Raw genomic sequence first — 17,293 nt, 5'->3', positions numbered from 1 at the left:
TCACCGCGATGCCGATCTGAGGGAGGGCAGGGCACTGGACACGCTGTGGACCTATATCGCCGACCACCGCCAGCAGCTGATGACGGATTCCTATCTGCACGTCTCCGCGGTGGTGCAGTCGGTGCTCATTGCCGCGATCGTCTCCGTCGTGATCGGCGCGCTGGTCCACCGCAGTCCCTTCGGTTCCGCGGTGTCGACGGCCACGGCCAGCATTATTCTGACCATTCCCTCGTTCGCCCTGCTCGGCATTCTGATTCCCGTTCTCGGACTGGGTGTTCCGCCGACCATTACCGCGCTGGTGCTGTACGCGCTGCTGCCGATTCTGCGCAACACCATTGTCGGATTGTCCGCGGTGGATCCGGCCGTCACCGATGCCGCGCGCGGTGTGGGCATGAACCGGCTGCGGGTGCTGGCCGTGATCGAACTGCCGCTGGCCTGGCCCGCCATTCTGGCCGGAATGCGCGTCAGCACGCAGTTGATGATGGGCATTCTGGCCATTGCCGCCTATGCGAAGGGCCCCGGCCTGGGCAATCTCATCTTCTCGGGGCTGTCGCGGCTCGGCACGCCGACCGCGGTGCCGAAGGCACTGACCGGCACGGTGCTCATCATCGTGCTGGCGCTGCTGCTCGACGCCCTGCTCGTCCTCGCCGGACGACTGACCACACCCGGGGGTATTCGTGAGTGACACACCCGCCGTGTCCGGGGTCGAGATCGTGCTCGACTCGGTCACCAAACGCTATGCCGGGCAACGGGATCCGGCGGTGGAGAACGTCTCCATGACCATTCCGGCCGGGGAGACGGTGGTGCTGGTCGGCCCATCGGGCTGCGGTAAGACCACCACCATGCGCATGATCAACCGGCTGATCGAGCCCAGTGCGGGGACCATCACCATCGACGGGCGCGATGCGGCGGCGGTGAATCCGGATCGGCTGCGGCGCGGGATCGGGTACTCCATTCAGCAGGCCGGGCTGTTCCCGCATCTCACGGTCGCGAAGAACGTGGCGACGGTGCCGGGGCTCATCGGCTGGGATCGCGCCAGGATCAGCGCCCGGGTGGACGAGATGCTCGAACTGGTGGGGCTCGATCCGGGGACCTTCCGCGATCGCTATCCGCGCCAGCTCTCCGGTGGTCAGCAGCAGCGGGTGGGGGTGGCGCGGGCGCTGGCCGCCGATCCGCCGGTGCTGTTGATGGACGAGCCGTTCGGGGCGGTGGATCCCATCACGCGTGGGCTGCTGCAGGACGAATTGCTGCGGTTGCAGGCGGAATTGCGCAAGACGATCGTCTTCGTGACGCACGATTTCAACGAGGCCGTGAAGCTCGGGGATCGAATCGCGGTGCTGGGCGATCAATCCCGGATTCTCCAGTACGACACCCCCGCCGCCATCCTGGCCGAGCCCGCCGATGCGACGGTGGCCGGATTCGTGGGCGCCGATGCGGCGCTCAAGCAGCTGACGCTGACCCGTGTGGAGGATGTCGAACTCGGTGCGTGCGCGACCGCGCTGGAGACCGATGCGGTGGAATCGCTGCGCGCCGCGCTCACCGCGAGCGACAAGGACTTCGGCCTCGTCCTGGACGAGCAGCAGCGCCCGCTGCGCTGGGTCACGCTCCCCCAGCTCGCGCTGGCGAAATCCCTGCGCGAGGCGGGAACGCCGGTGGGCGAGGGTGTTTCGCTGCGTTCCACCTTGCAGGAGGCGCTCGAGGCGCTGCTGGCCGACAGCACCGCCAGTGCCGTCGTCACCGGTCGGCGCGGGGTGTACGCGGGCCTGATCACCATCGACACCCTGGTCGCGCACCTGTCGGCCATTCGCGCCACGCACTCCGGAAACGGCTCGGCATGACCGCGCAGACCGAGCGCCGCGCCGAACGCATCCGGCTCTTCGCCCAGCCGGTGCTGGCCGTGCTGCTCAGCGCGGGGGTGCTGGTGTGGGCATTCGCCCGCTACCTCACCGCCACCCAGCAGGCCAGTCTCAGCGCGGGCAATATCGCCACCGTCACCCGGCAGCACGTGCTCATCACCGCGACCGTGGTGGCCATTGCCATCGCCATTGCGGTGCCGCTCGGCACCGCGCTCACCCGACCCGGATTCCGCCGTCTCACACCGCTTTTCGTCGGTATCGCCAATATCGGCGCGGCGGCCCCGGCCATCGGTGTGATCGTGCTGTTCTATCTGATCACCCGCACCACCGGCTTCTGGATCGGTGTGGCCCCGATCGTGCTGCTCGCGCTGCTGCCGGTGCTGCGCAATACCATTCTCGGCTATCAGCAGGTCGATCCCACACTCATCGATGCCGGTCGCGGACAGGGCATGTCGGCTCTGACGGTGCTGCGCCGCATCGAGTTCCCGCTGGCCGTCCCGTATATCCTTGCCGGACTACGCACCTCGCTGGTGCTGGCGGTGGGCAGTGCGACGATGTCGTTCCTGGTGAGCGCGGGCGGGCTGGGCATTCTCATCGATACCGGCTACAAGTTGCGCGACAATGTCACGCTCTGGGTGGGTGCGCTGCTGGCGGTGGCGCTGGCGTTGCTCATCGACTGGGTGGGTGCGCTGGCCGAACGTTTCCTCGGGCCCAAGGGGCTGCGATGAAGGACCGGATTCGTTGCGCCTGTGCGCTATTCGCGGCGTTACTGGCGGTCCTGCTCAGCGCGTCCTGTGGACTGGAGGCGGGCCGTTCGGTGCCGCTCCAGGTGAACCCCGGCAGCATCCAGCCGATTCCCGCCCTGCAGGGTGTGCGAATCACGGTCGGCTCCAAGGATTTCACCGAACAGGAGACCCTCGGCCTGATCATCGCCTTCGCCCTCGACGCGGCCGGAGCCGATGTGCGCGATCTGACCGATATCACCGGCTCCAACAGCCTGCGCGACGCCCAGCTGCGCGGTCAGGTCGATATCGCCTACGACTACACCGGCACCGGCTGGATCAACTACCTGGGCAATGAATCCCCCATCGCGGGCTCGGAGGCGCAATTCGTGGCCGTCCGCGACGCCGATCGCGCCGCACACGGAATGGTCTGGGCCGCCATGGCTCCCATGAACAACACCTACGCCATAGCGACCAGCGCCCGCACCGCCAAGGAAACCGGCGTCCGCACCCTGTCCCAGTACGCGAACCTGATCAACACCGACCCCGCCGCCGGAGCCACCTGCGTCGGCACCGAATTCAATGTCCGCCAGGACGGATTCCCCGGCGTCGCACGCAAATACAACATCGACACCGCCAAGGTCCAGAAACAGGTGGTCGACGACGCCATCGTCTACCAATCCGTGGCCGACGCCCGCCAATGCCGCTTCGGCTCGGTAGCCGCCACCGACGGCCGCATCCCCGCCCTCGACCTCCGCCTCCTCGAGGACGACCTCGGCTTCTTCCCCCAATACAACGCCGCCCTCGTCATGCGCGCCGACTTCGCCGAAGCCCACCCCCAGATCATCGAAGTCCTCACCCCCATCTCCCGCCTCCTCACCAACGAATCCATCACCGACCTCAACCGCAAGGTCGACGTCGAAGGCCGCGAACCCGCCACCGTGGCCCGCGAATGGATGGCCGCCCAGGGCTTCATCACAATCCCCTGATCCACCGGAAGCCCGTTAACGCGCTCCCCCGCTCCGGGGATTTCATTGCGAATCACTCGCCCGGACGTCCGGGCGGCGCTGAGATGGCATATCTACCGGGGAGACAGCGTGCGAAAGTTCATCACTCTTGGAGCGACCGTGCTCGTCGGGGTCGCGGCGGTGCTGGTGACCGCGTGTGGCGGGGGCGATGTGGGGCAGGCGACCACGTCACCGGCGATTGCCGCGCCGCTGGGGACCGGGCGGCCCAGTGGGACGGAGACCGGGGCCGCGGGGCAGGCTACGGTGCGGACGGTCGGGAAGACCGGCTGGTACGAGGGTTTCGAGATCACCGTGGAGAAGGCGACGGTGGTGCCGGACGAGTATGGCGGGGGGAGTGTGCGGATCGATATCACGTACGAGAACACGACCACCGACAACAAGACGCTGAGTATTGTGCCGACCTTGCAGATCGGCAAGGAGATCGATGCCGGGGCCGGATTCGACAATCCGGCGGTGCCCGGAAAGGGCGCGGCGACGGGGAGTGTCACGACGTCGGTGAGCAAGTTGGGGGATCCTGAGCATCTGCTCGACACCATGACGGTGGTTTACGGTACGGCGGCGGACAATCAGACGAAGATTCCCTTGCAGGCCGCCGCCAAGGTCGAGAGCGTCGCGCCGAAGACGTTCACCGTCGCCGGGACCCTCGTGCAGGATCAGACCACCGTCCAGATCACCGGCGGCACACTCGCTCCCAGCTATACCAAGAACGAGAACGGCAAGATGGATCTCGCTATGCGCATCGAGCTGGTCGGCGGATCCGGGATCGCCGATGGCGGGACCAATGTCTACTACGACTACTTCACGATCAAGACCCCGGATGGTCAGAACCTGCCCGCCGATATCCGCGGCCCGATCAACGAGCTGATCAATCGCAACGAAACCATCGACAACGCAAAGAATTACGTCGTCTTCGTGGTTCCGTCTCCGGGCACGGGCGCCTACACGGTGACCTACGACGCGAAGAAGGGCGAAGGCGCGGCTCCGGCATTCACCTTCACCGTCAGCTGACCGGTTCGATATGACCTAGTTTGTCCGGGTTGCGAACCGCGTAGATACCGCGAACCAGTGCGGTCTCCGGGTCGATATCGAGGACGACGACCGCGTACGGCGAGCCGCCGGACATGACGACGGCCGAGGGATCGCCATTGACCCAGCGGTATTCGATGCCCAGATCGGGAACGCGGGCGACAACCGTGGGGCTGGTAATGAGGCGGACGATCTTTGCGGCGCCCTGGATGGGGCGCAGGGCTGCGCTGGATTTGCCGCCGCCGTCGGACCAGAAGGTGGCGTCGGGGGCCAGCAGTTCCAGCAGGGCGGTGACATCGCCGCCCACCTGGGCGGCCAGGAATTTCTCGGTGACGGCGCGCTGGGTTCGCGGATCTGCCTGGTAGCGGGGGCGGCGGGCGTGCACGTGAGACCGGGCGCGGTGCGCGATCTGCCGGATGGCGGGGGTTTCGCGGGACAGGATTTCGCCGATCTCGGCGTGTGGATAACCGAATACGTCCTGCAGGACGAAGACCACGCGTTCGAGGGGCGTGAGGGTTTCGAGGACCACCAGCATGGCCATGGAGACCGATTCGGCGCGCAGGGTCGGGTCGGCGGCGTCGGCGCTGTCGCGGACTTCCGGACTGTCGGCGACCAGGGGTTCGGGCAGCCACGGGCCGATATAGGTTTCGCGGCGACGGGTTTCCAGGGTGCGCCGGGACAGGGCGTGGTTCACCGCGATGCGCACCAGATAGGCCCGGGGGCTGGTGATCTCCTCGGTGCCGGGGCGATTGCGGCCGCGCCAGGCCAGCCAGGTGTCCTGCAGGACGTCCTCGGTGTCGGCGACGCTGCCGAGCATGTTGTAGACGATGGAGAACAGCAGTTCGCGGTGGGCGGCGAAGATCTCGGTCGCCTCGTGGTTGGTGCGCTCGCTCATCGCATTCCTCCGGTGTCCTGCGGTGTCACTTCTTAGAGGAAATCAGCCCGCGGAACGTGACGGCCCCACCATCGGGTGTGATGTGAATCGCTCGGTGTCACGCCCTCCGGCGCCGCGGGCTCTCGGTTGGCGAACGGACGAAGAGGTCCGCTCCTCCCCGACCGAAGGACACCGCCAGTGCTACCGACCACCGAATCACCCTCGTTCCTGGCAACTCGCCGCGGCAAAGCGACGCTGGCACTGCTGTGCACGGTCGCGTTTCTCGACTTCGTGGACGGCTCGATCGTGAATGTCGCGTTGCCGACCATTCAGCGCGAACTGGGCATGTCCGTCTCGACCCTGCAGTGGGTCACCAGCGGTTACATGCTCACCTACGGCGGGCTGCTGTTGCTGGGCGGCCGCCTGGCCGATCTGCTGGGCCGCCGCCGGGTGCTCATTACCGGAACGGTGCTCATCGCCCTCGCCTCGGCGGTCGGCGGTCTGTCGCAGGACGGCGGACTGCTCATCGGCTCCCGGCTCGCGCAGGGCGTGGGCGCCGCGCTCATGCTGCCCGCGGCACTGTCGATTCTGACCACGAGCTTCCGCGAAGGCTCGGATCGCAATACCGCCCTGGGCGTGTGGGGCGGCGCGGCCGGTCTGGCGTCGGCCTCGGGCGTGCTACTGGGCGGCCTGCTCACCCAGGGCCCCGGCTGGCGCTGGGTGTTCTACGTCAATACCCCCGTCTGCCTGCTGGTGCTGGCCGCGATTCCGGCGCTGGTTCCCAATGACCGCCGCAACGAGATCCACGGCAGCTTCGACGTGCTCGGCACCGCCCTCGCCACCAGCGGCCTCATGCTGCTCGTCTACGCCCTGGTGAAGGCCCCCGATCACGGCTGGTCCGATGCCCGCACCCTGCTCATGCTCGCCGTGTCCGCCGCTCTGCTGATCGCGTTCGTGTACAACGAATCCCGCGCCGCGGAGCCCCTGGTCCCGCTGTCCATCTTCCGTATCAAGGGCCTGGCCGCCGCCAACCTGTCCTACCTGACCATTGCCGCGGGCATGCTGGCCATGTTCTTCTTCCTCACCCTGTACATGCAGTCGGTTCTCGGCTTCAGCGAACTCGAAGCGGGCCTGGCCTACCTCCCCTTCAGCCTGACCCTCGCCGTGTCCGCGGGCATCTCCGCGAAACTGTTCGCCCGCACCGGAACCCGCCCCTTCATCGTGATCGGCGCCGCCATCACCGGCCTCGGTCTGCTCTGGCTGGCCCGCATCCCCACCGACGGCTCCTACCTGACCGACATCCTCCCCGGCATGCTGGTCATGGCCATCGGCGCGGGCGGCGTCTTCGTCGCCGACAATACCGCCGCCAATGCCGGTGTCCCCACCGAACAGGCGGGTTTGGCCGCGGCCCTGCTGAATACGGCCCAGCAGCTCGACGGCGCACTCGGCATCGCCATCCTCACCGCCATCGCCACCTCCCGCACCACCACCGAAATCGCCTCCGGCACACCGATTCCCGACGCCACGACCGATGGCTTCCAACTGGCCCTCCTCGTCGGCGGGTTCCTGGCCCTCGCCGCCGCGGTCATCGGCATCCGCACCGCCGACTCCCGCGGCGCGGACTCGGAGTCCGCCACCGGTCCGGCGGCGATGGTCGCCGCGTAGCCCACTGCCGCACCACCTGCTGCCCCGCTACGCACTGCCGCGGGGCAGCAGGCCGCGGTCCATGGCTACGACGACGGCGTGGGTGCGGTCGCTGACGTCGAGTTTGGCGAAGATGCGCAGGAGGTGGGTTTTCACGGTGGCTTCCGCGATGGTGAGGCGTTTGCCGATGTCGGGGTTGGACAGGCCCGCGGCCACGGCCTGGAGGACTTCGATTTCGCGGGGGGTCAACGGAATCGGGTCCGGGCGGCGCATGCGTGCGATGAGGGCGTCGGCGACGCGGGGGGCCAGAACGGTGCGGCCGCGGGCTGCGGTGTGGATGGCTTCGACCAGTTGTTCGCGGGTGGTGTCCTTGAGCAGGTAGCCGATGGCCCCGGCTTCGATGGCGCGTTCGATATCGGAGTCGGTGTCGTAGGTGGTGAGGATGAGGACGCGGGTGGAGGTGCGGGTGGTGATCTCGCGGGTGGCGGAGACGCCGTCCAGGACCGGCATGCGCAGATCGAGGAGCGCCACCTCGGGTTTCAGGCGTTCGGCGAGTTCGATGGCGGCGCTGCCGTTCTCCGCTTCGCCGACGATCTCGATACCGGGTTCGGCGGCCAGCAGGGCGGCCAGGCCCGCGCGCATGACGACGTGGTCGTCGGCGAGGATCAGGCGCAGGGGGTCGGCCATATCAGCTCCGATCGGTCGGGGGTAGCGAGGCGAAGACGCGGGTGCCCGCACCGGGGGCGCTCGTGACGGTGAGTTCGCCGCCGAGTTCGGCGAGGCGGTTACGCATGCCGTTGAGGCCGAAACCGCGTGCCTCGTGCGGACTGAATCCGATGCCGTCATCGATGATTTCGAGCTCGGGGCCGGTTTCGGTCCCGGCCAGGACGACGGTCACGGTGCTCGCTCCCGCGTGCTTGCGCACATTGGCCAGCGATTCCTGAGTGCAGCGCAGCAGCGCGATCCGGGCGGGTTGATCACAGACGATATCGTCCAGCTCCGCATGCACGGTCAGTCCGGTGTCCTCGACGAATCGATCGAGAATGCGCCGCAGCGATTGCGCGATACCGCCGGACGCGCCACCGCCCGCCGGAGCGGATCCGACCAGAACCCGCGCCTCCGTGAGATTCTCGCGGGCCGTGCGCTCGATCGACAGCAGCTGCCTGGCGCTGCTCGCCGGATCGTGCTCGAGCCCGTTCCGCGCCGCCTCCGCCAGCACGATGATCGACGCGAACCCCTGCGCGAGCGTGTCGTGGATTTCCCGGGCGAGCCGCTCCCGCTCCTCGGCGGCCCCCTGGCGTTGATGCGCCGCCGCCAATTCCGCCTGGGCGTGTTCGAGTTCGCCGCTGAGCACACGGGCGCGCTCCTCGCCCTGCCGGAGCACCCGATCCATCCACAGTCCGAGCAGAATGCCGCCCGCCAGGCCGATCAGGGTGAATACCGTATTGCCCGGCGAGTACCGCGGCCCGATGGCGGTGCCGATCAGTGTGGCCACCGCGGCGGCCACGGTGCAACCGATGGCCTGCCGCGGCGTGGCGGTATAGATCCAGAACATGGGCAGCGACACGATGAGGAATGCCGCACCGCCCTCGAGCGGAACAGCTGTCCCGCCGAGCACCAGCACGAGCACGAGCAGGAATCCCCGCGACGCCAGCCGATTGCGGGGGAATGCCTGGAGGATCAGAAAACTCGCGGTGAGCACGCCCACCAGCGCGAACGTCACCAGCCGCGTGCTGGCGACGCGATCGTGCACCGCGATGAGCGGCGGGCACAGCCCGCCCAGCACCCAGAGGCCGAGATACCACCGCCGCAGAATCCGAATCCGGAACCGATCCTCGGTGCGCGGGCGGTGGTTCATTTCGCTCAGCTTACTTTCACCGGCACGCGACCTGCCGGGACGACGGCCCGCCCGGGCCACCAAGTGCGCTCACCGAGCAGGAGCAGCATGGCGGGCAGGATGACGATCCGAATGACGAACGCGTCCAGCAGCACCGCCGCGGCGAGCGCGAAGCCCATCTGCTTCATCTCCAGAATGTGCAGCGGAATGAAGCTGGCGAACACCGTGACCATGACGAAGGCGGCGCTGGTCACCACTCCCGCCGACGCGCCGACGCCGTCGAGCACCGCCTGCCGGGTGGGCACGCCGCTGTCCACGGCCTCCTTGATCCGGCTCAGCACGAAGACCTGATAGTCCATCGACAGTCCGAACAGAATCACGAACAGCAGCAGCGGAACCCGGGACCCGATGCTGCCGGTCGAGGTGAAGTCCAGCAGCCCCTCCGCCCACGAGTGCTGGAATACCAGCCGTCAGCAGGCCGAGCGAGGCCCCCGCCGAGAGCAGGTTCAGCACCACGCCGATCAGACCGAGCACCACGGAGCGGAAGGCCACGGCGGTCAGGGCGAAGGTCACCAGCAGCAGCGCTCCGATGATCAATGGCAGCTTGCGCTTCTGATGCTCCGGATAGTCGGCATAGCGCGCGACATCCCCGGTCACCGCGTAGTCGATATCGCCGAGCGCGCCGATCGTGGCCGGTACATAGTCCCCGCGCACGCGTTCGAGCGACCGCACCGCCGCATCGTCGCTGACATGGTGCGGCGCGGGCAGTTCCAGCAGGCTGACCCGGCCGTCGGCGGAGGTGCGCAGCTCGGCGGTACCGGTCAAGGCGGGATCGGTCGCGGCCCGCGCGGCCAGGGCCCGCAGCGCGTCCGTGACCTCGCCCGCGCGTGCCGGATCCGCCGCCACGACCACCTGGTGCATCGATTTCAATTCCGGGAAGGCGGCATTGAGCCGGTCGAAGGTCTGCATGGCGGGGACGGTGCGGGGATGGGTCTCCCGGCCCATATCGGTGAGTTCGAGCCCGAGCAGCGGCGCGGTCAGCGCGAGCATGGCCAGCAGCGAAACCAGTAGCCCGGCAGCGGTTTTCACGGCGATACGGCGCAGCACGAAGCCGGTGATCCGCCCGCCGGAGGAGTCGCGATGAGCGGGCGCGCGCCCGGCCGCCCGCCGCTCGGCGCGCGCGGTGAGCACCGCCAGCAGTGCGGGCAGCGCGGTGAGCGAGCTGACCACCGCGACCAGGGTGACCAGGATCGCCGCGGTCGCGATGGAGGAGAAGATCACGTCATCGGCGAGATACAAAGTCGCCGTGGAGATCGCGACGGCGAGCACCGAAATCGCCACGGCCCGAGCCGAAGTCGCCGCGGCGATCTCCACCAGGGCCCGTGAGCTCAGCGCGCTCCCGGCGCGGGCGCGTTCCTCCCGTGCGCGCTTCAAACAGAACAGCGTGTAGTCGACGCCGACCGCCATCCCGATCAGCAGAATGATATTGGTCCCGACCCCATTGTCCGGGAACACATATGACGCCACCTTCGACAACCCGACCGTCGCCGCGATGGACGAGAAGGCCAGCAGCAGCGGCACCAGCGCCATGGCCGCGGACCGGAAGACGATCAGCAGCGTGAGCAAGGTGACCGGCACCGCGATCAGCTCGGTCCGGGCCAGATCCCGCCCGCGCAGTTCATCGACGCCGCTGCTGACGGACGGACCGCCCGTCTCCTCGATCAGCAGTCCGGGATTGGCCCGCTGCACCTCGGCGGTCTGCGCCCGCAGCGCCGTCACATGCTTGTCGCCGTCGAGCTCGGAGCCGGTCATGGTCACATCGACCCGCAGGGCCGAGCTGTCCTCCGAATACACCGGCGCGGCAACCGATTCCACCTCCGGCAGGGCTCGCATGCGATCGGTGACCTCGCGCGCGACGCGGTCGGCGTCACCGGTGAGCCGCACCCCGTCGTCGGTGATGAGCACCCGTTCCACCGCGCGCTGCTGCAACCCGCCGGAGGCGGCGAGCGCCTCCCCGCGCCCGGCCTCACCGATCCGGAAATCCTCGGTGGCGGCATCCCGCCCGCCGATCCCCGTCCTCACTCCGAGGCACAACGCGACGAATACGAACCATCCGACTATGGCGAGCCACGGACGACCCGCGCTCCAACCGGCTATGGTGACCAGGCGATTTCGCATACTCGAATGCTGCTATCCGGCCACCGCCCGCCGACAGCCTCGACCGGTCGAACCTCGTGTCCACCGATCGGTGGACACGGGCCCGCCGACGGTCAGTCCGCCGTGGTCCACACCTGCGCCATGGTGAACGGATACCCCCGCAGCTCCGCCCATTTCGGCTTCGCCGCGAGCCAGGAGTCGTCCACCAGCGCCTCTTTCATCTCCACCAGCCGCCACCCGGCCTCCACCTCGGCGGTGACGTGATCGCTGAGCAGGTGCAGATTCGTGCTGATGGCCAGCGGCTCACCGGATCCCGCCGTGTAATGCGTGGGCATCCCCGTCACCATCATGAACTGCGGGTGATAGCTCACCAGCACGAACATCCCGCCCGGCGCGACCAGCCTGCGCGCCTCGGCATAGAACGGCAACAGTTCCGGCAGATGCTCGTCGACCAGCGACGAGATCACGAGATCGCATGCCCCGCCGGGCAATCCGCTCTCCCGCACATCCCCCTCGGTGAGCGTCGCGTGCACGCCCCGCTCCGCGGCCAGCGCCAGCATTCCGGAACTGGAGTCGACCCCGTCGATCTCCCCGATCCCCTTGCCCCGCAACCAGGTCCCGGTCCGCCCCGTCCCGCACCCCAGATCCGCCGCCCGCCCGATCCGATCCCACGACACCTCCAGCCGTTCCAGCAGCGCCAGATCCATCTCGTCCATGACGGTCTGCTCATAGGTGGCGGCCCAGCCGTCGTACCCGGTCACGACATCGACGGTGCGGTAGTTGCGGCGATCGAAATCAGCGAAGGTTGGCATAGCGGCAGTATTCCGTCCGAGCCCCGGTCTCGCCCAGCCATTTACAGTCCCACCCATTTTGTGTAATTTCATTACGGTCGTAGTCTCAATATCGAACTGAGGTGCTCAAGTGGAGCAGACCTTCCCCACCGTGGACGAACTGCACGCCCACGCCGATCGGCTGGCCGCCGAATATCCGAAGCTGGTGCGCATCAGCGAGATCGGCCGATCCCGGGCGGGCGAGCCGATCCGGGACGTGCAGATCGGGTCGGGGCCGCGGCAGCTGGTCGTGCTGGGAAATCCGCATCCCAACGAGCCCATCGGCATGGCCACCATCCGGCACCTGCTCGATCGGCTCACCCAGGCACCGGAGCTGTCCGATGAAATCGGCGCGACCTGGCATTTCGTCCCGTGCGTGGATCCGGACGGCACGCGATTGAACGAGGGCTGGTACCGGGGACCGTTCACACGGACCCATTTCGCGCGCACCATGTTCCGGCCGCCGAGCGCCGAACAACCGGAGTGGTGCTTCCCGGCGCAGTGGCGGGGCGAACCGATCGGGACGCCCATGCCCGAGACCCGGGCGCTCATGAACCTCATCGACGCGACCCGCCCGGCGCTCATCGCCTCACTGCACAATGCCGATTTCGGGGGCGGTTTCTATTACACGACCGGCGGCGACCCGACGTACTGGTCGGCGCTGACCGGACTGCTCACCGAGCACGGAGTCCCGATCCAACCGGGTGAGCCCGATGCGCCCGGGGCGCGACCGCTGGCCACGGGAGTATTCGAACTCCCGACCCTGACGCGCATGTGCGACACCCTGGCCGAGGCGGGCGTCGATCCGCGCGCCCTGTTCACCGGCGGCGGCGCCCACGATTACAGCCTCGCCCACGGGACCGCCGTGCTGGTCTGCGAACTACCGCTGTGGACCGATCCGCGCACCTCGGACGATTCCGTCAGCGATCGCCGGTTGGCCGAGGTCCTGCACGCGGCCGCCGACAGCTACGAGGAGACCGCCCGCACCATCGGCGCGGTGCTGGACCGGGTCGGCGCGGCGGCGGTGGGCAATCCGTTCCGGTCGGCGGTCACGGCGGGCCTGGACGCGGTCCTGGAATCGGCCGCCGTCAAACGCGCGACCCCGGCGCCCGATCGGTACGCCACCCGGGCGGAGATCTTCACCGAGCAGTACCAGTGGGCCGCCATTCTGCGACTGCGGCTGGGCGGCATGCTCGTTCGCATGCTCGCGGCGGAGGCCGCCGGATCACCCTTGGCCGCCGCCGAACTCCCGCGGTTCGGGGCCGTATTCGATCGCTGGTGCGCCGAGATCGAGCACGCGGCGCCCGGTGCGCTGGTTCCGCTCGACCGGCTGGTGACCGTTCAGGCCGCCGCCATTCTGACCGCGGCGACCCGGCTGCGCGACGGCCTGCCGATCTGACCGATACTGGTCCGAGCCGAGCACCGGCCGACTCGTCCGACCGAAGGGATGCGATGCGCCTGACCCGCGCCGAAGCCCGGCAACGCAATCGGGAGGCCCTGATCGAGGCCGCCGTGGCCGAGATGGCGGTCAAGGGGTACGCGGCGGCGCGGCTCGAGGACATCGCCGAACGCGCCGAGGTCACCACGGGGGCGATCTATTCGATCTTCGGCAGTAAACAAGGTCTGCTGGCTGCGACCATCGAGCACCTCGGCCTTCGAATCGGCGCCGCCACGGCCGATCTGGAGAGTCCGGAGCTGACCCTGCCGGAGGTGCTGCGCGGTCTCGCCGGGCTGTATTTCCGCACGGCCGTGAGCGATGGGGCGCACCGGCAGATGGCCTTCGAACTGGAGGCGACCGGTGCGGCGCTGCGTGATCCGGCGGTCGGCGAGATCCTGCGCGCGGCGGTCACCGACGCCGTCGACCAGTGCTTCGCCGGACTGCTGACCGATCGCCGGATCACGGCCGCCCCCAAGGCATCCCGCACGACGGCCGAGCAGGCGCATCGGCTCGCCGTCGCCGCGACCGCACTGCTCAGCGGGCTCGCCCAGCGGGCGGTCCTCGCACCGGGCACCGTCACCGAGGACGAATTCGTCAGCGCCGCACTGGCGCTCGCATCACTGGCGCACTGACAGCTTGATGAACTCGTCCACGGCCGCCAGGTCGAAGTCGCCGTGGTCGCTGCCGAGGCCCTGCGCCACCTGTCCCGCCGCGGCACAGCCCAGGACGGCGGCATCGCGCAGATCACGCCCGAGACCGATTCCGCGCAGGAATCCGGCGGAGAACGCGTCACCGCATCCGGTGGTATCGACGACCTCGACCGGGAAGGCCGGTACCGCAAGGGTTTCCGCGTCCGTGACGACCAGGACGCCCGCCGCGCCATCGGTGACGGCCACACATCCGACCCCGCGCTCGACGAGCGTGCGCGCCGCGGCTTCGAGGGAGCCGGACTCGGTGAGACCCAGTAGCTGTTCGGCATTGGGCAGCAGATAGTCGAGATACGGCAGGGCGGGCGCGATCCAGGCGAGCACCCCGGGATTGCCCGGGGAGAGCATATCGGCCGAGGTGGTGAGCCCCGCGGCGCGCGCCCGGGTCAGCAGTTCGGCGGCGGCAGCACCGCCGAGGAGTTCGGGCGCGCCGATATGCAGATGGTCGGCGGCGGCGATCTCGGCGTGCGGGAAATCCGCGGGGCCGTAGGTCAGATTCGCGCCCGGCACGTGGAAGGCGGGCCTGCTGCCGTCCGAACGGATCGGAAGGACCGAGGCCGAGGTCTGAATATCATTGCGGCGCAATAGTAATGAAGTGTCCACGCCATGGCGGCCCAGCATGGTCACCAGCAGGTCGCCGATGGGATCGGCTCCGATCGCGCCCGCCGATCGGACCTGCGCGCCCAGTTTGGCGAGGGTGATGGCGGTACCGCCCGCGGTTCCGGCCGGGCTGAAACGGATCTGGTCGACGAGCTGGGCGCCCTGCCCCTCGGGGATGGCGTCGACGGGTCGTACCTGCACGTCGAATACGTGCGCGCCGAGGCAGACGACGGTGTGCGTCATGGACTTTCCTTCGTGTCGAGCAGCCGGGGCTTACCGTATCCCCGGGCGAACGCGGCCGCGATGACCGCTTCCTGCTGCGCCTGATCGAGGGCGCGCGGCTTACCGAGGACCGCGGCCGTCAGGTACAGCTCGCACGCCCACTCCAGGAGCAGCACGTTCTCCACCGCCGCTTGGAGGGTCGGACCGATGGCGACCGCGCCGTGATTGGCCAGCAGCGCGGCCTGTTTGCCGTCGAGGGCCGCCAGCACCGAGGTGGCCAGCTCGGTGGTGCCGAAGGCGGCGAAGGGCGCGACCCGGATGGCCCCGCCCAGTACGAGTTGCTGGTAATGCACGCAGGGCAATTCGTCGAGCACCAGCGACAGCGCGGTCGCCTTGGGCGAATGGGTGTGCACGACGGCCCCGGCCCCGTAGCGCGCGTAGATGCCCAGGTGCAGTTCGAGTTCCGAGGTGGGCGCCAGGTCCCCGGCCACCACCGTTCCGGCCGGGTCGACGACGGTCACCTGTGCGGCGACGGCGTGTTCGAGCACCACACCGGTCGCGGTGACCGCGATCCGCTCGCCCGCTCGCGCGCTGACATTCCCGGCGGTGCCGATCAGCAATCCTTCGGCCGCCAGCCGCCGTCCGGCCGCCGCCACCTCCGCACGAATATTCGCGAGCTCCGGGTCGTCCACAAGGCCACACGCTAACCGAACGGCGCTCGCTTCAGGGTCACCACGGGAACCAATTGGTTCGGATCGGCCAGGTAGGTCGGGAAATCCGGGGCCAGTTCGACTATCCGTGCCAGCAGGCTGTCGCGCTCGGCGTCCGGCGCGGTCGTCGCGACGGCCCGGTATATGTCCGTGCCGATTTCCACGGTGACCTCGGGATTGGCGCGAATATTGTGATACCAGTCCGGGAATCGCGCCCCGCCGAGGCCGCAGGCCACCACGGCGGGGTGGCCCGCGACCTCGAAGCAGGCCAGCGGATTCGTGCGCCGCAGGCCGGTCTTGGCGCCGACGGTGGTGAGCAATATCAGATTCGTCCCGGCGAATCGGCCGCCGTTCGAGCGGAAGGCCGCGATGACGCGCCGCTGGAACTGGTGGTAGTCGCTGTCGGGCAGGGTCGGGGTGTGCATCAGCAGTTGCTCGGCGCGGGTTCCCCGCGGAACCTGGCGTCGATCCAGTTGACGGCGGCCGGTGCGCCGAGCACCGCGGTGCTGAGATGGTCCGGGCTGGAGAACAGTTCCGACAGCACCGGCACTCCGGCGGCGCAGTAGCGGCGCACGGTGTTCTCGATGGCGTCCACGGGAATGAGCGCGTCCTGCGGGGCGTGCCATTCGTAGACCGGCGTCATCGGAATGCCGTCGTGCAGTTCGAGGCTGTTGGCCTCCACCACTTCCCGTGCGCTGGCGGACTCGATGAGCGAGATGGATTTCTCGACATCCATGACGCCGCGCCCGGCCCCGGCCAGCAGAATGTCATTGGTGCAGCCATTGGCGATGCTGTCGCGGATGGCCAGGCCGGTGGCGTTCATATGCTCGCTGATGGGCAGTTGCTCCGGATATTCGCGTTCCATCCCGATGGCGGCGGCGATCGCCAGGCCGAAGACCGGATGGCGCTGATAGCCCAGACCTTCGATCATCTTCAGCATGTTCATGGGCACGCCGCCCGCCGCCGCACCGGCCAGATTCAGCTCCGGGGCGTACTCCCGCTGCAACGCAGCCGCCCAGGCGGTGGCCATACCGCCACCGTAATAGCCCAGCATGGCAACGGGACTCGTGTGCAGGCCGAGGTCGGCGACCCGCTGCACGGCGCGAATGCCGTCGAGGGTGATCAGGCCGCCCAGGCGCGCGGCGCCGTAGGCGAAGTTGGGACCCAGATGATCGGGCAGCGCGATCGACCAGCCGCGGGCGAGCACGGCATTGAGGACGGGCGCTTCCTTCACGACCAGATTGGGATCCTGGGTGTAGAGCACGCTGGAGACGGCGCACTTCGCGCCCAGGCCGTTGATGATGTGCTGAGGGCGCGCCGGGCCGCTGGTTCATCGGGCTGAGCACCGTGGTGGTGGCCGCGATGGGTGCGCCGGTGGAATTGGTCGACCGGAATTTGACGAGAGTGACCCGGGCTCCCGGAAATGTGATCAGCGGGGGCATCGGGCGCACCGCCAAAACCTCGCCGGGCGTTTTCGAATCGATATCCGGCGGCGCCGTGAAGAAAGGATCCGGATCAGGGATCGGATACAGCGGCGTGGCCGCGGCGGTGGCCGGGGTCAGCAGCAGTGCGGGCAGGGCGGTGAGCAGGAGCAGACGCTTGAGTCCGAGCACGATTCGCCATCCTCCATTCGACATTGCCG

At 68.5% G+C, this 17,293-nt stretch carries 16 protein-coding genes and 2 pseudogenes; 8 read left to right on the top strand and 10 right to left on the bottom strand.

All coding sequences use genetic code 11. From position 1 onward, the window contains the following. The first annotated feature begins 79 nt into the window (after nucleotides 1-79). The 5 genes from NC4_RS21235 to NC4_RS21215 all read left to right on the top strand — a co-directional run bounded on the left by NC4_RS21235 (nucleotide 80) and on the right by NC4_RS21215 (nucleotide 4,614). Complete coding sequence (locus NC4_RS21235) at nucleotides 80-685, top strand: ABC transporter permease (RefSeq protein WP_067541157.1); 606 nt, start codon at nucleotides 80-82, stop codon at nucleotides 683-685. Next, nucleotides 678-1,838: an ABC transporter ATP-binding protein gene (locus tag NC4_RS21230; protein ID WP_067541156.1), complete on the top strand. Its 1,161-nt coding sequence runs from the start codon at nucleotides 678-680 to the stop codon at nucleotides 1,836-1,838. Before NC4_RS21235 ends, NC4_RS21230 begins: the two co-directional genes overlap by 8 nt. Then, nucleotides 1,835-2,584, top strand: coding sequence for an ABC transporter permease (locus NC4_RS21225; protein WP_067541154.1), 750 nt, complete (start codon nucleotides 1,835-1,837; stop codon nucleotides 2,582-2,584). The genes NC4_RS21230 and NC4_RS21225 overlap by 4 nt, the downstream gene beginning before the upstream one ends. Continuing rightward, nucleotides 2,581-3,567, top strand: coding sequence for a glycine betaine ABC transporter substrate-binding protein (locus tag NC4_RS21220; protein ID WP_067541152.1), 987 nt, complete (start codon nucleotides 2,581-2,583; stop codon nucleotides 3,565-3,567). Before NC4_RS21225 ends, NC4_RS21220 begins: the two co-directional genes overlap by 4 nt. Nucleotides 3,568-3,675: 108 nt before the next feature. Beyond that, a complete protein-coding gene (locus tag NC4_RS21215; RefSeq protein WP_157554997.1) occupies nucleotides 3,676-4,614 on the top strand; it encodes a hypothetical protein in 939 nt (312 codons plus the stop codon). Here the strand turns inward: NC4_RS21215 and sigJ are convergent. After that, nucleotides 4,607-5,527 carry an RNA polymerase sigma factor SigJ gene (sigJ, locus tag NC4_RS21210; RefSeq protein WP_067541150.1) on the bottom strand — a complete coding sequence of 307 codons (921 nt, stop codon included), beginning with the start codon at nucleotides 5,525-5,527 and terminating at the stop codon, nucleotides 4,607-4,609. The two genes, NC4_RS21215 and sigJ, sit on opposite strands and share 8 nt — an antisense overlap. A gap of 177 nt (nucleotides 5,528-5,704) precedes the next feature. Between sigJ and NC4_RS21205 the strand changes: the two genes are divergently transcribed. Beyond that, nucleotides 5,705-7,171 (top strand): MFS transporter, encoded by a 1,467-nt coding sequence (locus NC4_RS21205; RefSeq protein WP_067541147.1) that lies wholly within the window; start codon nucleotides 5,705-5,707, stop codon nucleotides 7,169-7,171. 27 nt (nucleotides 7,172-7,198) lie between these two features. Here the strand turns inward: NC4_RS21205 and NC4_RS21200 are convergent, their stop codons facing one another. From NC4_RS21200 to NC4_RS21185, 5 genes and pseudogenes are all read right to left on the bottom strand, one after another. Further along, nucleotides 7,199-7,837 carry a response regulator gene (locus NC4_RS21200; RefSeq protein WP_067541145.1) on the bottom strand — a complete coding sequence of 213 codons (639 nt, stop codon included), beginning with the start codon at nucleotides 7,835-7,837 and terminating at the stop codon, nucleotides 7,199-7,201. 1 nt (nucleotide 7,838) lies between these two features. Then, nucleotides 7,839-9,008 carry a sensor histidine kinase gene (locus tag NC4_RS41725; RefSeq protein ID WP_067541143.1) on the bottom strand — a complete coding sequence of 390 codons (1,170 nt, stop codon included), beginning with the start codon at nucleotides 9,006-9,008 and terminating at the stop codon, nucleotides 7,839-7,841. A gap of 5 nt (nucleotides 9,009-9,013) precedes the next feature. Then, a complete protein-coding gene (locus NC4_RS44750) occupies nucleotides 9,014-9,346 on the bottom strand; it encodes an MMPL family transporter (protein ID WP_369690775.1) in 333 nt (110 codons plus the stop codon). 121 nt (nucleotides 9,347-9,467) lie between these two features. After that, nucleotides 9,468-11,165: pseudogene (locus NC4_RS21190) on the bottom strand (MMPL family transporter); the annotation flags it as partial. Nucleotides 11,166-11,257: 92 nt separating this feature from the next. Continuing rightward, on the bottom strand, nucleotides 11,258-11,956 hold the full coding sequence (locus NC4_RS21185; RefSeq protein WP_067541141.1) for a class I SAM-dependent DNA methyltransferase: 699 nt from the start codon (nucleotides 11,954-11,956) through the stop codon (nucleotides 11,258-11,260). 109 nt (nucleotides 11,957-12,065) lie between these two features. Between NC4_RS21185 and NC4_RS21180 the strand changes: the two genes are divergently transcribed. Further along, a complete protein-coding gene (locus NC4_RS21180) occupies nucleotides 12,066-13,373 on the top strand; it encodes a M14 family zinc carboxypeptidase (protein ID WP_067541139.1) in 1,308 nt (435 codons plus the stop codon). A gap of 53 nt (nucleotides 13,374-13,426) precedes the next feature. Next, complete coding sequence (locus NC4_RS21175) at nucleotides 13,427-14,044, top strand: TetR/AcrR family transcriptional regulator (protein ID WP_067541137.1); 618 nt, start codon at nucleotides 13,427-13,429, stop codon at nucleotides 14,042-14,044. Here the strand turns inward: NC4_RS21175 and NC4_RS21170 are convergent. The 4 genes and pseudogenes from NC4_RS21170 to NC4_RS21155 form a co-directional block, all read right to left on the bottom strand. Next, nucleotides 14,030-14,962 (bottom strand): carbohydrate kinase family protein, encoded by a 933-nt coding sequence (locus tag NC4_RS21170; RefSeq protein WP_067541136.1) that lies wholly within the window; start codon nucleotides 14,960-14,962, stop codon nucleotides 14,030-14,032. The genes NC4_RS21175 and NC4_RS21170 overlap by 15 nt on opposite strands. Next, entirely contained in the window at nucleotides 14,959-15,633 is a 675-nt protein-coding gene (locus tag NC4_RS21165) for a class II aldolase/adducin family protein (protein WP_174566869.1), read from the bottom strand. The genes NC4_RS21170 and NC4_RS21165 overlap by 4 nt, the downstream gene beginning before the upstream one ends. An 11-nt stretch (nucleotides 15,634-15,644) precedes the next feature. Next, entirely contained in the window at nucleotides 15,645-16,076 is a 432-nt protein-coding gene (locus NC4_RS21160; protein ID WP_067541134.1) for a nitroreductase/quinone reductase family protein, read from the bottom strand. Continuing rightward, a pseudogene (locus NC4_RS21155) lies at nucleotides 16,076-17,288 on the bottom strand (lipase family protein). The gene NC4_RS21160 and the pseudogene NC4_RS21155 overlap by 1 nt, the downstream one beginning before the upstream one ends. Nucleotides 17,289-17,293: the final 5 nt, after the last annotated feature.

It is taken from the genome of Nocardia crassostreae, from assembly GCF_001613405.1.
Taxonomy (GTDB): Bacteria; Actinomycetota; Actinomycetes; order Mycobacteriales; family Mycobacteriaceae; genus Nocardia; species Nocardia crassostreae.
This window is presented reverse-complemented; position numbering and strand designations above follow the sequence as displayed.

Bases quoted from the DNA above. Each gene is read 5' to 3' on its own strand.
- NC4_RS41725 (WP_067541143.1), bottom strand. From the start codon at position 9,008: ATGAACCACCGCCCGCGCACCGAGGATCGGTTCCGGATTCGGATTCTG.
- NC4_RS21200 (WP_067541145.1), bottom strand. From the start codon at position 7,837: ATGGCCGACCCCCTGCGCCTGATCCTCGCCGACGACCACGTCGTCATG.
- NC4_RS21185 (WP_067541141.1), bottom strand. From the start codon at position 11,956: ATGCCAACCTTCGCTGATTTCGATCGCCGCAACTACCGCACCGTCGAT.
- NC4_RS21175 (WP_067541137.1), top strand. From the start codon at position 13,427: ATGCGCCTGACCCGCGCCGAAGCCCGGCAACGCAATCGGGAGGCCCTG.
- NC4_RS21220 (WP_067541152.1), top strand. From the start codon at position 2,581: ATGAAGGACCGGATTCGTTGCGCCTGTGCGCTATTCGCGGCGTTACTG.
- NC4_RS21170 (WP_067541136.1), bottom strand. From the start codon at position 14,962: ATGACGCACACCGTCGTCTGCCTCGGCGCGCACGTATTCGACGTGCAG.
- NC4_RS21160 (WP_067541134.1), bottom strand. From the start codon at position 16,076: ATGCACACCCCGACCCTGCCCGACAGCGACTACCACCAGTTCCAGCGG.
- NC4_RS44750 (WP_369690775.1), bottom strand. From the start codon at position 9,346: ATGGACTATCAGGTCTTCGTGCTGAGCCGGATCAAGGAGGCCGTGGAC.
- sigJ (WP_067541150.1), bottom strand. From the start codon at position 5,527: ATGAGCGAGCGCACCAACCACGAGGCGACCGAGATCTTCGCCGCCCAC.
- NC4_RS21225 (WP_067541154.1), top strand. From the start codon at position 1,835: ATGACCGCGCAGACCGAGCGCCGCGCCGAACGCATCCGGCTCTTCGCC.
- NC4_RS21235 (WP_067541157.1), top strand. From the start codon at position 80: ATGACGGATTCCTATCTGCACGTCTCCGCGGTGGTGCAGTCGGTGCTC.